15 protein-coding genes are annotated in these 13,206 nt (G+C 74.7%); 8 read left to right on the top strand and 7 right to left on the bottom strand.

Translation table 11 applies throughout. The features are described 5' to 3' along the window. The first annotated feature begins 15 nt into the window (after positions 1 to 15). On the top strand, positions 16 to 1,308 hold the full coding sequence (locus ABZ873_RS13780) for an MFS transporter (protein ID WP_360870169.1): 1,293 nt from the start codon (positions 16 to 18) through the stop codon (positions 1,306 to 1,308). On the opposite strand, the gene ABZ873_RS13785 is transcribed toward ABZ873_RS13780, so the two are convergent. The 4 genes from ABZ873_RS13785 to ABZ873_RS13800 all read right to left on the bottom strand — a co-directional run bounded on the left by ABZ873_RS13785 (position 1,295) and on the right by ABZ873_RS13800 (position 5,417). Then, positions 1,295 to 2,086 carry a fused MFS/spermidine synthase gene (locus ABZ873_RS13785; protein WP_360870172.1) on the bottom strand — a complete coding sequence of 264 codons (792 nt, stop codon included), beginning with the start codon at positions 2,084 to 2,086 and terminating at the stop codon, positions 1,295 to 1,297. The genes ABZ873_RS13780 and ABZ873_RS13785 overlap by 14 nt on opposite strands. 158 nt (positions 2,087 to 2,244) lie before the next feature. Beyond that, positions 2,245 to 3,093: a patatin-like phospholipase family protein gene (locus tag ABZ873_RS13790; protein WP_360870021.1), complete on the bottom strand. Its 849-nt coding sequence runs from the start codon at positions 3,091 to 3,093 to the stop codon at positions 2,245 to 2,247. Positions 3,094 to 3,250: 157 nt separating this feature from the next. After that, entirely contained in the window at positions 3,251 to 4,432 is a 1,182-nt protein-coding gene (tuf, locus tag ABZ873_RS13795; protein WP_360870024.1) for an elongation factor Tu, read from the bottom strand. A 268-nt stretch (positions 4,433 to 4,700) separates the two neighbouring features. Beyond that, positions 4,701 to 5,417, bottom strand: a complete 717-nt coding sequence (locus ABZ873_RS13800; protein WP_360870027.1) for a DNA alkylation repair protein — start codon at positions 5,415 to 5,417, stop codon at positions 4,701 to 4,703. A gap of 49 nt (positions 5,418 to 5,466) precedes the next feature. Here ABZ873_RS13800 and ABZ873_RS13805 point away from each other — a divergent pair, with 49 nt between their 5' ends. The 5 genes from ABZ873_RS13805 to lnt all read left to right on the top strand — a co-directional run bounded on the left by ABZ873_RS13805 (position 5,467) and on the right by lnt (position 9,673). Further along, positions 5,467 to 6,195, top strand: a complete 729-nt coding sequence (locus ABZ873_RS13805; protein ID WP_360870030.1) for a VTT domain-containing protein — start codon at positions 5,467 to 5,469, stop codon at positions 6,193 to 6,195. 48 nt (positions 6,196 to 6,243) lie between these two features. Next, positions 6,244 to 7,122: an undecaprenyl-diphosphate phosphatase gene (locus tag ABZ873_RS13810; RefSeq protein ID WP_360870033.1), complete on the top strand. Its 879-nt coding sequence runs from the start codon at positions 6,244 to 6,246 to the stop codon at positions 7,120 to 7,122. A 113-nt stretch (positions 7,123 to 7,235) separates the two neighbouring features. Then, the gene (locus ABZ873_RS13815; protein ID WP_360870036.1) at positions 7,236 to 7,412 is read left to right on the top strand and encodes a hypothetical protein; all 177 of its coding nucleotides are present in this window, start codon (positions 7,236 to 7,238) and stop codon (positions 7,410 to 7,412) included. Positions 7,413 to 7,481: 69 nt separating this feature from the next. Next, on the top strand, positions 7,482 to 7,952 hold the full coding sequence (locus ABZ873_RS13820) for a nuclear transport factor 2 family protein (RefSeq protein WP_360870039.1): 471 nt from the start codon (positions 7,482 to 7,484) through the stop codon (positions 7,950 to 7,952). Between the two features lie 137 nt (positions 7,953 to 8,089). Beyond that, entirely contained in the window at positions 8,090 to 9,673 is a 1,584-nt protein-coding gene (lnt, locus tag ABZ873_RS13825; protein ID WP_360870042.1) for an apolipoprotein N-acyltransferase, read from the top strand. Here lnt and ABZ873_RS13830 read toward each other — a convergent pair. Next, entirely contained in the window at positions 9,600 to 10,523 is a 924-nt protein-coding gene (locus ABZ873_RS13830) for a Gfo/Idh/MocA family oxidoreductase (RefSeq protein WP_360870175.1), read from the bottom strand. The genes lnt and ABZ873_RS13830 overlap by 74 nt on opposite strands. A 93-nt stretch (positions 10,524 to 10,616) precedes the next feature. On the opposite strand from ABZ873_RS13830, the gene ABZ873_RS13835 reads away from it, so the two are divergent. Further along, entirely contained in the window at positions 10,617 to 11,141 is a 525-nt protein-coding gene (locus ABZ873_RS13835; protein ID WP_360870045.1) for a DinB family protein, read from the top strand. Between the two features lie 121 nt (positions 11,142 to 11,262). Then, positions 11,263 to 11,811, top strand: a complete 549-nt coding sequence (locus tag ABZ873_RS13840) for a hypothetical protein (protein ID WP_360870048.1) — start codon at positions 11,263 to 11,265, stop codon at positions 11,809 to 11,811. Positions 11,812 to 11,830: 19 nt separating this feature from the next. Here ABZ873_RS13840 and ABZ873_RS13845 read toward each other — a convergent pair whose 3' ends face one another. Then, positions 11,831 to 12,370 carry a hypothetical protein gene (locus ABZ873_RS13845; protein WP_360870178.1) on the bottom strand — a complete coding sequence of 180 codons (540 nt, stop codon included), beginning with the start codon at positions 12,368 to 12,370 and terminating at the stop codon, positions 11,831 to 11,833. Positions 12,371 to 12,465: 95 nt separating this feature from the next. Then, entirely contained in the window at positions 12,466 to 13,134 is a 669-nt protein-coding gene (locus tag ABZ873_RS13850; RefSeq protein ID WP_360870181.1) for a uracil-DNA glycosylase, read from the bottom strand. Positions 13,135 to 13,206 lie beyond the last annotated feature (72 nt).

A 13,206-nucleotide genomic window follows, 5' to 3' on the forward strand; every position in this document is an offset into this window, starting at 1 on the left:
CCGCCCCGTACGCCCGTGTCCCGCCCCCGGCGCCGTCCCGCCTGGGCCGGCCGGAACTACACCCTCCTCACGGGCGCGGCGGTCGTCACCAACCTCGGCAGCCACGGCGCGCTCATCGCCTCGGCCTTCGCCGTCCTGGAGGCCGGCGGCTCCGGCGGTGACGTGGGCCTGGTCGCGGCCGCGCGCACGGTGCCGCTGGTGCTGTTCCTGCTCATCGGCGGCGCCATCGCCGACCGGCTCCCCCGCCACCACGTGATGGTGGCGGCCAATGCCCTCAACTGCGTCTCGCAGGCCCTCTTCGCCGTGCTCGTCCTCGCGGGCGACCCCCAGCTGTGGCAGATGATGCTGCTGACCGCGCTGTGCGGCACCGGCACCGCCTTCTTCAACCCCGCGGCCGAGGGCATGCTGCTCTCCACCGTCTCCGGCGAGCACGCCAACCGGGCCTTCGCGCTCTTCCGCATGGCCATGAACGGCGCCGGCATCGGCGGCGCCGCCCTCGGCGGGGCGATGATCGCCGCCATGGGGCCGGGCTGGGTCCTGGCCGTGGACGCGCTGGCCTTCGCGGTCGCGGGCGCCCTGCGCGCCTTCCTCGACGTCCGCACGGTCCCGGACCGGGCGCCGGGCGGGGGGCTGCTGGCCGATCTGCGCGAGGGCTGGGTGGAGTTCCGTACCCGCCCCTGGCTGTGGAGCATCGTGCTCCAGTTCTCCGTCGTCGTCGCCGTGGTCGGCGCGGCGGAGGCGGTCTACGGTCCGCTGGTCGCCCGGGACCGGCTGGGCGGCCCGGCCCCCTGGGGGCTGGCCCTGGCCTTCTTCGGGATCGGCACCATCGCGGGGGCCGTCCTGATGATGCTGTGGAAACCGCGGCGGCTGCTGCTGATCGGCACCCTGTGCGTGTTCCCGCTGGCGCTGCCCTCGGCGGGGCTGGCCGTACCGCTGCCCGTGTGGGGGCTGTGCGCGGTGATGTTCGTCAGCGGGGCCGCGATCGAGGTCTTCGGCGTGAACTGGATGACCACGATGCACCAGGAGATCCCGGAGGAGAAGTTCTCCCGGGTCTCCGCCTACGACTGGTTCGGCTCGGTGTCGATGCTGCCGCTGGCCACCGCGCTGGCGGGCCCCGTGGAATCGGCCTTCGGCCGGACCGAGGCGCTGTGGGGCTGCGCCTCGCTGGTGGTCCTGGTCACGGCGCTGGTCCTGCTGGTCCCGGACGTGCGGCGGATGACCCGCCGGGCCCCGGCGCCGAAGGCGGTCTCGCTCCCGGTCGCCGCCCCCGAGCCCGCCGCGGGGCCGGCCCCGCTCAGCCCACGCTGAACGCGCCCTCCGGCGGCGCCGGGGACGGGGCGGCTTCCGCGTCCGGGACCGGCGCCGCCCCGCGCATGAACCGCGCGAGCGGAGCCCCGTACTCCACCCGGGCCGGGAAGGCGTCGGCCGCGCACCGGCGGGAGAGCGCGGCCACCGGAAGCTCGGCGTCCGAGGCGAGCAGCACCGCGTTGCCGAACCGCCTGCCGCGCAGCACGGAGGGCTCGGCGACCAGCGCCAGCTCCGCGAAGACCGCGCCGAAGGTGGCCAGCTGCGCGCGCAGGAAGCCGAAGGGCGCCCCGTCCGCCAGGTTCGCCGCGTACAGCCCGCCGGGCCGCAGCACGCGGGCGGCCTGCCGCGCGTACTCCACCGAGGTCAGCTGCGCCGGTACCCGCGAGCCCCCGAACACATCGGCCACGATCACGTCCGCGCTCGCCGCGGGCGCGGTCTCCAGCCAGGCGCGGGCGTCGGCGGTGTGCACGGTGACCCCGGAGCCGGCGGGCAGCGGCAGGTGCTCGGCGACCAGCTCCACCAGGCCCGCGTCGAACTCGACCACGGTCTGCCGGGAGCCGGCCCGGGTGGCGGCGGCGTAGCGCGGCAGGGTGAGCGCGCCGCCGCCCAGGTGCAGCAGGTCGAGCGGAAGCCCCGGCTCGGCCGCGCCGTCCAGGACATGGGCGAGCCGGCGTACGTACTCGAACTCCAGGTGGTGCGGATCGTCCAGGTCCACATACGACTGCGGGGCCCCGTCGACGGTCAGCAGCCAGGCGCGCTCACCGTCCACGTCCGGCATCAGCTTGGCGGTCCCCTGCCCCACGGCCCGCACCACCGGAATCTGTTCCTCACTCACCGCACCATTGTCCGGCAGGTCCTGGGGCCCCGGAGCCGCGGGGCGGCGGGGCGGCGGGGCGGCGGGGCGGCGGGGCGGCAGGGTCTCAAGGCCGCGGGGTCTCAGGGCGACCAGACCTCCGCCGCCTCCGCCGCGTGCTCGGTGGCCTGGGACAGGCCGGCGCGGGCCGCCGGGGCGCGCCGGGACGGGTCCAGGACGTTGCGGCCGAAGACCTTGCGGGCGGTGGCCGAGGGGGTGATGAGGAGGACGCGGGCACCGGACGCGCGCAGCGCGGCGGCCTGGGCCGCCGGGGAGGGGACGAGCCGGGAGCCGAGCGTGATCGGGGCGATGATCACGACCCGGTCGTAGCCGGCGGCGAGATCGGCGTTGGTGGCGGAGCGGATCCCTCCGTCGATGAACCGGCGGCCGCCGACCGTCACCGGGGGCCATACGCCGGGCACCGCGCAGCTCGCGGAGACCGCGTCGACCAGTCCGGCGCCGCTCTCCCGGTCGAAGGCGGCCGGTTCCCCGGTGAGCGCGTCGACGGCGGTGACCACGAGCCGCCGGGCCGGCCACTCGTGCGAGACCAGCCGGGCGGCGAGGACCTCGCGGCGCTCCGCCTCCTGGCCGGTGTCCGCGGCCAGGGCCATGGCGCCGACGCGGCGGCGGTAGGCGGCGCCGTCGCCGCGCGCACCGGCCATCGCGAGGGCGTAGCGGGCGATGGTGGCCGCGCCCAGCTTGGCGACGGGCTCGCCGGAGGCGTCCCCGAGTTGGCGCTCGTACAGCTCCTGCGGGGTGACCAGGCCGGAGGTGAGCTGGGCGCCGACCACCGATCCGGCCGAGGTGCCGACGACCAGGCCGGCGGTGCTGAGGTCGACTCCGGAGCGGGCCAGTCCGTGCAGGATCCCGCATTCCCAGCCGATGCCGGTCAGCCCGCCGCCGCCGAGCACCAGTGCCGTGTCGCCGCCCATGTCCGCCCGCTCCCGCCGCCTGTGCCGGTGCCTGTGCCTGTGCCGGTTGCCCGTGCTTGTGTCCGTGCGCGTGCCTGTGCCTGTACCCGTGCCTGTGGTGACGGCAGTCTCGCGCAGCCGTTCCGCCGTCACCACAGCGGGGTCCCGCTCGGGCCGTTCAGTCCAGGACGGCCGTCACCGTCCCGGCGCCGACGGTCCGCCCGCCCTCGCGGATCGCGAAGCCGAGCCCCGCCTCCAGCGGGACCTCACGGCCCAGTTCGACGGTCATGGTGACCGTCTCCCCGGGCCGGGCGATGCCCTCCGCCCCCAGGTCCACGTCTCCCACCACATCGGCGGTGCGGATGTAGAACTGCGGCCGGTAGCCGCTGGCCAGCGGGGTGGTACGGCCGCCCTCGCGCCCGGAGAGCACGTACACCCGCGCCGTGAAGCGCCGCCTCGGGGTCACGCTGCCGGGCGCGGCGACCACGTGCCCGCGGCGCACCCCGTCGCGTGGCACCCCGCGCAGCAGCAGCGCGACGTTGTCCCCCGCCTCGGCGGACTCCATCGGCTTGCCGAAGGTCTCCAGTCCGGTGACGACGGTCTCCGCCGGCTCCCCGTCACCGCCCAGGACGGCGACGCGGTCGCCGAGGCGGACGGTGCCGCGCTCGACGGCGCCGGTGACGACGGTGCCGCGCCCGGTGATGGTCAGTACGTTCTCCACCGGCAGCAGGAACGGCGCGTCCGTGTAGCGCACCGGCGTCGGGACGTACGTGTCCACGGCGTCCAGCAGCGCCTCGATCGCCCCCGTCCACCGCGGGTCGCCCTCCAGCGCCCCGAGCCCGGAGACCCGTACGACGGGCGCGGAGTCCCCGCCGTACCCGTGGGCGGTGAGCAGTTCGCGCACCTCCAGCTCCACGAGGTCGGTGAGCTCGGGGTCCCCGGCGTCGGCCTTGTTGAGCGCGACCACGATGTGGTCGACGCCGACCTGCCGGGCGAGCAGCACGTGCTCGGCGGTCTGCGGCATGACCCCGTCGAGCGCGGAGACGACGAGGATCGCCCCGTCGAGCTGCGCGGCGCCGGTGACCATGTTCTTGATGTAGTCCGCGTGGCCGGGCATGTCCACGTGGGCGTAGTGGCGGGTGCCGGTCTCGTACTCGACGTGCGTGAGGTTGATGGTGATGCCCCGGCGGGCCTCCTCGGGGGCCCGGTCGATGCGGTCGAAGGGGACGAAGGAGGCGCCGCCGCGCTCGGCGAGGACCTTGGTGATGGCGGCGGTGAGGGTGGTCTTGCCGTGGTCGACGTGACCCATGGTGCCGATGTTGAGGTGCGGCTTGGTCCGCACGAAGGCCGTCTTGGCCATGATCTCTTCCCGTTGCTCGAAGCCTGGACGGGACCCCTGGGCCGGGCCGACCCTCCCCCTGCGGGGTCCGCCGGACGATCCGGGAAGGGTCAGCTTCGTGCGCCGTCGAAGGCTGCGAGAACGGGTGCGTCCGCGACCGCGGCAGCCTTCGGCGCGTCCGCGACTGCGGACGGCGCTGCGGGGAAGGCGTACCGGGACATGCCGCTGATCCTGCCCGAGCCGCCCGCCTCGCGTCGAACGATTTACGCGGGCGCGAAGTGCGCGGCGCTCAGAGGTTCTTGAGGGCCTCGCGCGCGGACAGCGGGGACAGGGCGGCGCGTTCGGCGGCTACGAAGGCGCGCACCGCGCCCGGGTCGGTCCTGGCGTACTCGCGCAGGGCCCAGCCGATGGCCTTGCGGAGGAAGAAGTCGGGGTCTGCGGCCCGGCTGCGGCAGTAGGCGAAGAGCCGGCCGCTGTCGGTGGCCTCCTTGAAGCGCAGCTGGTGCAGGAGCGCGGTCCGGGCGAGCCACAGGTCCTCGCTGCCGATCCACTCGTCCATCACCCCGGCGAGCTCCGGGTCGGCGGCCACCAGCGGGCCGACCGTGTGCGCGGCCAGCAGGTCGACGGTGTCCCACCAGGGCACGGTGGTGATCAGGTGCCGGACCACCGGCAGCAGTCCGGAGGAGCAGCGGCCGGCATGGCGGCGCAGGTAGTCCACCGCGAAGTAGTGGTACTCCCGCTCCGGGAGCCGCCAGCAGCCCAGCGCGAGCGCCGCGCAGTCGGCCTCGGTGGGCCGGGGCGTGTTCTTGGTCACGGTCCGGGACAGCTCGCGGCGCAGCGGCGCGGGGAGGCCGAGGAAGGGCGCGACCTCCTTCATGTAGGCGCTCATGGCCGCGGCCCGCACGGGATCGGCGGCTGCCGGGTAGGTGGCGGCCAGCCGCTCCAGGAGGGTGTCCGCGAGGGCGCTGCGGGGAACCCCCGGGGGCCGCGCGTCGTTCGGCAGCATGAGGCCCAGATTACGGCGCGGTGTCCCTTGGGTCGGTTAGTCTCCCGGGATGTCCCTCCTCCTCGCGCCGTGGACCCGGCTGGCGCTGCTCGCCGTGCTGCTCGCGGCGGCCGGTGCGTGCGTCCTGGTCTACGAGCCCCAGCGGATCCTCTCGGAGGGCTGGCCCCCGGGGCTCCCGGTGGGCATGGCGGTACTGCTGTTCGCAGCCGCGTACGGCGTGTGCTCGGCGGCGTTCGTGCCGCGCCCGCTGCTCAACCTGGCGGCGGGAGCCGTCTTCGGGACCGGGTTCGGCCTCGTGGCTGCGGTCGGCGGCACGGTCCTCGGGGCGGCCGTCGCCTTCGGTCTGGGCCGGGTGATGGGGCAGGAGGCTTTGCGACCGTTCCTGCGCGGGCGCTGGCTGGAGGCGGCCGACGGGCAGCTCAGCCGGCACGGTTTCCGCTCGATGCTCGCCGTCCGGCTCTTCCCCGGGGTGCCCTTCGTGGTGGCCAACTACGGGGCCGCGGTGTCCCGGTGCGGCTGGGTCCCCTTCCTCCTCGCGACGGCGGTCGGCGTCGTCCCGAACACCACCGCGTACGTGATCGCGGGGGCCAGCGCCTCCACCCCCGGTTCGCCCGCCTTCCTGCTCTCCTTCGGCTTCATCGCGGTCTCCGTGCTCGGGGCCGGGATCGTCGCGTGGCGCAAACGGCACCGGCTGGCGCCCGCCGGCGGCGCGGTTCCGGTGTACGAACCGGCGTCCCAGTACCCCCCTGTGGTCAGCGGCGCTCCGCACGGGCCCTAGCATCGGGGGCGAACTGCCCGACGATCACAAGGACGAGCGCACCCCGACATGAGCTGGTTCGAATCCCTAATCCTCGGTCTCGTCCAGGGGCTTACGGAGTTCCTCCCGATCTCCTCCAGCGCCCACCTGCGGCTGACCGCGGCATTCGCCGGCTGGCACGATCCGGGCGCGGCCTTCACCGCGATCACCCAGATCGGCACCGAGGCGGCCGTGCTGATCTACTTCCGCAAGGACATCGCGCGGATCGTGTCCACCTGGTGCCGCTCGCTGTTCAACAAGGAGCTGCGCTCCGAGCAGGACGCCAAGATGGGCTGGCTGGTCATCATCGGCTCGCTGCCGATCGGCATCCTCGGCCTGGTCTTCAAGGACGCCATCGTGGGCCCGGCGCGCGACCTGCGGCTGACGGCGACCACGCTGATCGTCATGGGCATCGTGCTGGGCGTCGCCGACCGGCTGGCGGCCCGTGACGAGGAGGGCGGCCGGCACCGCGCGGTCCGCGAGCGCAAGACGCTCCAGCAGCTGGGCGTCAAGGACGGCCTGATCTTCGGTGTCTGCCAGGCGATGGCCCTGATCCCGGGTGTCTCCCGGTCCGGCGCGACGATCTCCGGCGGTCTGCTGCTCGGCTTCACCCGCGAGGCCGCGGCGCGCTACTCCTTCCTCCTGGCGATCCCGGCCGTCCTGGCCTCCGGCGCCTTCGAGATCAAGGACGTGGTGGAGACCCCGGGGCACATCTCCTGGGGCCCGACGCTCTTCGCGACGGCCATCGCCTTCTTCGTGGGCTACGCGGTCATCGCGTGGTTCATGAAGTTCATCACCACGAAGTCCTTCATGCCGTTCGTGATCTACCGGATCGTGCTGGGTGTGGTGCTGTTCGTGCTGATTGGCACGGACGTACTGAGCCCGCACGCGGGCGAGTCCGGCTCGTAACGGCGCAGGCACCACCTCTTCGCGTGAACCGGAGGCCGCTCGGGAACGTTCCCGGGCGGCCTCCGCGTCGTTGTGTGTGAAGAGAAGGAAAGGCACGAAGCAGGGGGTGTTCCATGGGTCGCGTGGTACTGGAGCGGTTTCCGGCCGGAAGTCCGCGGGGAAGCTGGCCGGCCGAGGAGTATGCGGCGCAGCGCATGCGCGAGGGTGTGCAGGCCGAGGTGGTCATGGATCTGGCGAGTGACGCGTTCCTCGTCGTCGTCCGGCAACGGGAGGGGCGTTCCGGACACTGAGGGCGCGCGGGGGGATCGCGTGGGCGCACGCCTCTTGGCCTCGCGCCCCCGCAGCCCCAGACTGACCCGATGACGCAGCGTGTGGACCTCGCGACGGTGATGGACCGGTTGGCGATCGACGACGTGGTCACGGGCTATGCGGTCGCCGTCGACGACGGCGACTGGGAGGCGTACCGGGCCCTGTTCGTCCCGGCGGGGCGGGCCGACTACCGCTCGGCGGGCGGGATCGAGGGCCCGGTGGCGCAGGTCGCGGACTGGCTCGCCGGGACGATGACGCTGTTCCCGGTGCGCCAGCACCTGATCGTGAACCGGCGGATCCGGCTGGAGGACCTGGCCGGGGCGCCCGGCGACAGCGCCGAGGTCCGCGCGGACTTCCTCAACCCGATGCGGCTGGCGGGTCCGGAGTCGGCCGCCGAGGTCACCTCCCCCAATTTTGTCGCCGCCGGGCGCTACACCTTCGCCCTGGCCCGCACCCGCGACGACGGCTGGCGGCTCACCCGGGTGACCGTGCACGAAAAATGGCGGCACACGGCCCTCTGAGCCCGGGCCCGGCCCACCCCGGCCGCGCGGCCCTCGGCGCCCTGCCCGCGCCCCGCCGCGGAGGCCGCCGGAGCCCGCCGGAAGCCGCCGGACGGGCGGGTCCGCCCGGCACTGACCACACTGGAAGCGGAGGTGCCATGGTCGCCACGCACAACGGGTGGGTGCGCCGGTGGCGTGCGCCCGCGGCCCTCGCGGCCGGCGCCCTGCCCGCGCTCGCCTTCCCCGCCCCCGCCCTCTGGTGGTTCGCCTACGTCGCCCTCGTGCCCTGGATGCTGCTGCTGAGGTCCGCCCCCACCGGCCGGCGGGCCGCCCTGGAGGGCTGGCTCGGCGGCGCGGGCTACATCCTGGCCGTGCACCACTGGCTGCTGCCCAGCCTCCACGTGTTCCTGCTCCCGGTGGCGGCGCTGGTCGGCCTGCTCTGGATCCCCTGGGCGCTGCTGGTGCGGCACCTGCTCGGCGGGCGTCCCCCGGCGGGCCGGGCCGCCGCCGCGCTGGTCCTCGTACCGGCGGGGTGGCTGCTGTCGGAAGTGGTGCGGTCCTGGCAGGGGCTCGGCGGGCCGTGGGGGCTGCTCGGGGCCAGTCAGTGGCAGGTGCCCGCGGCCCTGCGGCTGGCTTCGGTGGGCGGGGTGTGGCTGGTCAGCCTGCTGCTGGTGGCGGTGAACTGCGCGCTGGTGCTGCTGCTCACGGCGCCGGAGGCGCGGCTCCCGGCGGTGGCGGGCCTGGCGGGCTGCGCGCTGCTCACCGGCGCGGTGTGGGCGGGGGCGCCGCGGCCCGCGCCGGCGGGCGCCGTCCGCGTGGCCGTCGTACAGCCGGGCCCGGTGCCGGACGGGCCGGACAGCGCGGAGCGGCGGTTCGCGGCCGGGGAGCGGCTGACCCGGCCGCTGGCCGGGCGGGGCGTGGACCTGGTGGTGTGGGGCGAGAGCAGTGTCGGCGAGGACCTGTCGGCCCGCCCGGACCTGGCGCGGCGGCTGGCCGCGCTGTCGGCGGAGGTGGGGGCGCCGCTGCTGGTGAACGTGGACGCGCGGCGGGCGGACCGGCCGGGCATCTACAAGAGCGCCGTGCTGATCGGTCCCGCGGGCCCCACGGGCGACCGGTACGACAAGATGCGGCTGGTGCCGTTCGGTGAGTACGTACCGGCCCGTTCGCTCCTCGGCTGGGCCACCTCCGTCGGCCGGGCGGCCGGCGAGGACCGGATGCGCGGGGACGCCCCCGTGGTCATGGACCTGCCCGGCCGGGCGGACGGCGGCGCCGGGCTCCGGGTGGGGCCGCTGGTCTGCTTCGAGTCGGCCTTCCCCGACATGAGCCGGCGGCTCACCCTCGACGGGGCCTCCCTGCTCGTCGCCCAGTCGGCCACCTCCACCTTCCAGGAGAGCTGGGCCCCCGCCCAGCACGCCTCCCTGGCGGCCCTGCGGGCGGCCGAGAACGGCCGCCCGATGGTCCATGCCACCCTCACCGGGATCAGCGCGGTGCACGGCCCCTCGGGCGAGCGCATCGGCCCCGCCCTGCCCACGTCGGCGCGGACCGCCGAGGTGTACGAGGTGCCGCTCGCCCGGGGCTCGACCCTCTTCGTGCGCTTCGGCGCCTGGCCGGTGTCCGTCTCCCTCGCCCTCCTGGCCGGCTACGGCGCGGCGCTGGCCGCCCGCCGGCTCAGGAGGTCTGCTGCAGAGCCTCCTGAGCCTCCAGAGCCGAGTTCACCACCGTCTCGCACAGCTCGTGGGTGAGCAGCGCGTCACGCGCGCTGAGGACGCGGCCCGCCGCGACCGCCTCCAGGAAGTGGTCCACGACCTGTTCGATGCCGCGCTGGCGGGCGACGGACACCCAGTCCCCGCGGCGGCGCACGGTCGGCTGGCCCTTGTGGTCGACGACCTCGGAGAGGTTGACCACCTGCCGCTTGGTGTCCGCCCCGGAGACCTCCAGGATCTCCTCGCTGGAGCCGGAGAGCCGGTTCATGATGCCGAGCGCGCTGAATCCGGGGCCGGACAGGTGCAGCACCACCTGGTGCATCAGCCCGTCGCGGACGACGGCCCGGACGTCGGTGCGGTCGGCCTCCCCCGGCAGCAGGAAGCGCAGGGTGTCCACGACGTGGATGAAGTCGTCGAGGACCAACGTGCGCGGGTCCTCGGGCAGGCCCACCCGGTTCTTCTGCATCACGATCAGATCGCGCGCGTGCTCGGCGCACTGCGCGTAGCCGGGCGCGAAGCGGCGGTTGAAGCCGACGGCGAGGGAGACCTCGCGCTTCTCGGCCAGCTCCACCAGCCGCCGGGACGCGGCGAACTCGTAGGCGAGCGGCTTGTCCACGTAGGTGGGCACGCCCGCCTCCAGCAGGCGCGTCAGGATCTCGGGGTGCGCGCCGGTCGGGGCGTGCACGAAGGCCGCGTCCAGGTCCTGGGCGAGCAGGGAGTCGAGATCGGCGTGACGGCGCGCGTCCGGGACGTGATGGGTGTCGCCGACCCGCCGCAGGGTGGCGGGCGTACGGGTCTGCAGGTGCAGCTCCACGTCCGCGCGGGCGGTGAGGACGGGCAGGTACGCCTTCTGCGCGATGTCGCCGAGTCCGATGCAGCCGACCTTCACCGGGGCCTCCAAATTCGGTCCTTGTGGGTCTGCGCAGCTTAAACCCTGATAATCCCTGGTGACCGGGGGCCCCGGTCGCCCAGGATGGGCCGTATGACCACCAGTTCAGGATCACACCGCCCCGAGCCCGCCACCACCGCCGACGAGCGCGAGATGCTCGACGGCTGGCTCGACTACCACCGCGCCACCCTGATGTGGAAGTGCGAGGGGCTGAACGACGAGGAGCTGCGCCGGACCCCACTCGCGCCCTCCGAGCTGAGCCTGCTCGGGCTCGTCCGGCACATGGCGGAGGTGGAGAGGTACTGGTTCCGGCAGATCATGCGGGGCGAGGAAGTGCCCGATCTGTACGTCACGGACGCGGACCGGGACGGCGACTTCCACCTCACCGCGGCCGACACCTGGGCGGAGGCCGAGGGCACCTGGCGGGCAGAGGTGGAACGCGCCCGCGAGGCCGCCGCGGGCCATCCGCTCGACGCGCGCTCGGACGCCGCGAGCCACCACCGCGGCGAGGTGTTCAGCCTGCGCTGGGTCTACACCCACATGATCGAGGAGTACGCGCGCCACAACGGGCACGCCGACCTGCTGCGGGAGCACATCGACGGCGCCACCGGCGAGTGATCCGGGCGGCGGGCCGGGGCGGCCCGCGCGCGGCCGGTCACCCGGCCGCCGGTCACCCGTGCGGGGTGAATATGGGCTGCGGGTTTCCGCAACGGGGTCCTCGCACAGCAGAGTTGCGCGCGTGCATCCAACCCGAACCACGACACGGCTGCTCCTCGGAGTCGCCTGCGCCGTCTCGGCCGTCTCCGGCTGCGTCCAGGTGAGCCCCGGCCCCGTGCGGCCCGCGACCGCCCCCGCCGCCGGGGCGGTGCCCCGCCACGAGCCGCGCTCCGGGCCCGGGACCGCCCCCGTGGCCGTCCGGGCGCCCGCCCTGGAGGCGCTGGAGGCGGGCTCGGCCACCGCCCCGGAGCGCGCCGCCGAGGCGGCCGAGCCCGCATCGCCCTCCCGGCCGGCCGGCGAGCGGGCCGCGCGCGGCGGCCCCGGTGGGCCGCCCGTACCGGAGGCGCCGCCGGTCCCCGACATCCCGGAGCCCCGCCGGGCCGCGGAGGCCGCCGCCGGGCGCCACGAGGGCGGCCGGGGGCAGGGGCGGCCCGACGCCGCGGTGGAACGGGAGCTGATGCGGAGGCTGCCGGTGCGGCCTGCGGATGTGTGCGCGCTGGGCCGCCGGCACGGCACGTGGCACGACGACAGCCCGGAGGCCCGGATCTGCGCGGGGGTGCAGGGCGGCTGACCTCCCCCGCGGTGCTTCGCTACAGGGACTGCTCGGGGAAGGGCCGGTGCCCGCCGCCGGGCGGCCGCGCGAGCTGCCGCTCCAGCCGCGCGATGGCCTCCCGTACGCCGTTGCCGTAGCCGTCGTCGGAGAGGGCCCCGGCGGCGGCGCGGGCCCGCGCCAGGTGGACCCGGGCGGCTTCGGGCCGCTCGAGCTTCGCGTAGTCGGCGGCGAGGCTGAGGTGCAGGGAGGGGTAGAACCCGCGCACGGCCGGATGCGGCTCCCGGGGCGCGGGCGGTCCCTCCCACGCGGCGCCGGCTTCCACCGCGTCGGCGGCGGTGCCCGCGGCGGTCAGGGCGCGCAGGTCCCAGGCCAGTTCGTCGGCGGGATCGTCCTGGGCGTCGGCCATGTAGTGGGCGAGGGTGCAGCGGTGCAGGGAGTCCCCCTGCTCGCCGATCTCCGACCAGAGCGCGCCGAGCCGGTTGCGGGCCTCCTCCCGGTCCCCGGCGTGCAGCAGGATGACCGCCTGGCCGATCCTGGTCATGACGGCGTCCTCCGACGCCTCCTGCTGCTCGGTCACGGCGGCCTCCGGCTCGCTCTGCCGGACCTCCTGCGGTCCGGTCGTCACGAAGCTAACCGGAGGCACCGGCTGTGGCGCCGAGGCGCGGGGGCGGGTCAGCCGAGGTCCGGGATCCGCCAGTCGATCGGCTCATGGCCCTGGGCGGCGACGGCCTCGTTGATCTGGGTGAAGGGCCGGGAGCCGAAGAACTTCTTCGCCGACAGCGGGGAGGGGTGGGCGCCCTTGACGATCACGTGCCGCTCGGCGTCGATGAGCGGGATCTTCTTCTGGGCGTAGGCGCCCCACAGGACGAAGACGGCCGGGTCGGGGCGCTCGGAGACGGCGCGGATCACGGCGTCGGTGAACTTCTCCCACCCCTTGCCCTTGTGCGAGTTGGGCTCGGCCTCGCGGACGGTGAGCACCGCGTTCAGCAGCAGGACGCCCTGCTGGGCCCACGGCATGAGGTAGCCGTTGTCCGGGACCTCCAGGCCCAGCTCCTCCTTCATCTCCTTGTAGATGTTGCGCAGCGAGGGCGGGGTCTTCACGCCCGGCTGCACGGAGAAGCACAGGCCGTGGCCCTGGCCGGCGCCGTGGTAGGGGTCCTGACCGAGGACGAGCACCTTCACCTGGTCGAAGGGGGTGGCGTCGAGGGCTGCGAACACCTGCTCGCGGGGCGGGTAGACCGGCCCGTTCGCCCGCTCCTTCTCGACGAACTCGGTGAGTTCCTTGAAGTAGGGCTGGTCCAGCTCCCCGCCGAGGACGGGGAGCCAGGACTCGGGCAGCATCTGGGTCACGGCGACAACCTCCGGTACAAGTTCGTGCGACTGATCAGAACCTACCGGGGGGCACTGACAACG

The sequence above is a fragment of the Streptomyces sp. NPDC047014 genome (assembly GCF_040644195.1).
Classification (GTDB): Bacteria; Actinomycetota; Actinomycetes; order Streptomycetales; family Streptomycetaceae; genus Streptomyces.

Coding starts and splice junctions, on each gene's coding strand:
- ABZ873_RS13785 (WP_360870172.1), bottom strand. CDS start 2,086: ATGCCGGACGTGGACGGTGAGCGCGCCTGGCTGCTGACCGTCGACGGG.
- ABZ873_RS13790 (WP_360870021.1), bottom strand. CDS start 3,093: ATGGGCGGCGACACGGCACTGGTGCTCGGCGGCGGCGGGCTGACCGGC.
- tuf (WP_360870024.1), bottom strand. CDS start 4,432: ATGGCCAAGACGGCCTTCGTGCGGACCAAGCCGCACCTCAACATCGGC.
- ABZ873_RS13800 (WP_360870027.1), bottom strand. CDS start 5,417: ATGCTGCCGAACGACGCGCGGCCCCCGGGGGTTCCCCGCAGCGCCCTC.
- ABZ873_RS13805 (WP_360870030.1), top strand. CDS start 5,467: ATGTCCCTCCTCCTCGCGCCGTGGACCCGGCTGGCGCTGCTCGCCGTG.
- ABZ873_RS13810 (WP_360870033.1), top strand. CDS start 6,244: ATGAGCTGGTTCGAATCCCTAATCCTCGGTCTCGTCCAGGGGCTTACG.
- ABZ873_RS13815 (WP_360870036.1), top strand. CDS start 7,236: ATGGGTCGCGTGGTACTGGAGCGGTTTCCGGCCGGAAGTCCGCGGGGA.
- ABZ873_RS13820 (WP_360870039.1), top strand. CDS start 7,482: ATGACGCAGCGTGTGGACCTCGCGACGGTGATGGACCGGTTGGCGATC.
- lnt (WP_360870042.1), top strand. CDS start 8,090: ATGGTCGCCACGCACAACGGGTGGGTGCGCCGGTGGCGTGCGCCCGCG.
- ABZ873_RS13835 (WP_360870045.1), top strand. CDS start 10,617: ATGACCACCAGTTCAGGATCACACCGCCCCGAGCCCGCCACCACCGCC.
- ABZ873_RS13850 (WP_360870181.1), bottom strand. CDS start 13,134: ATGCTGCCCGAGTCCTGGCTCCCCGTCCTCGGCGGGGAGCTGGACCAG.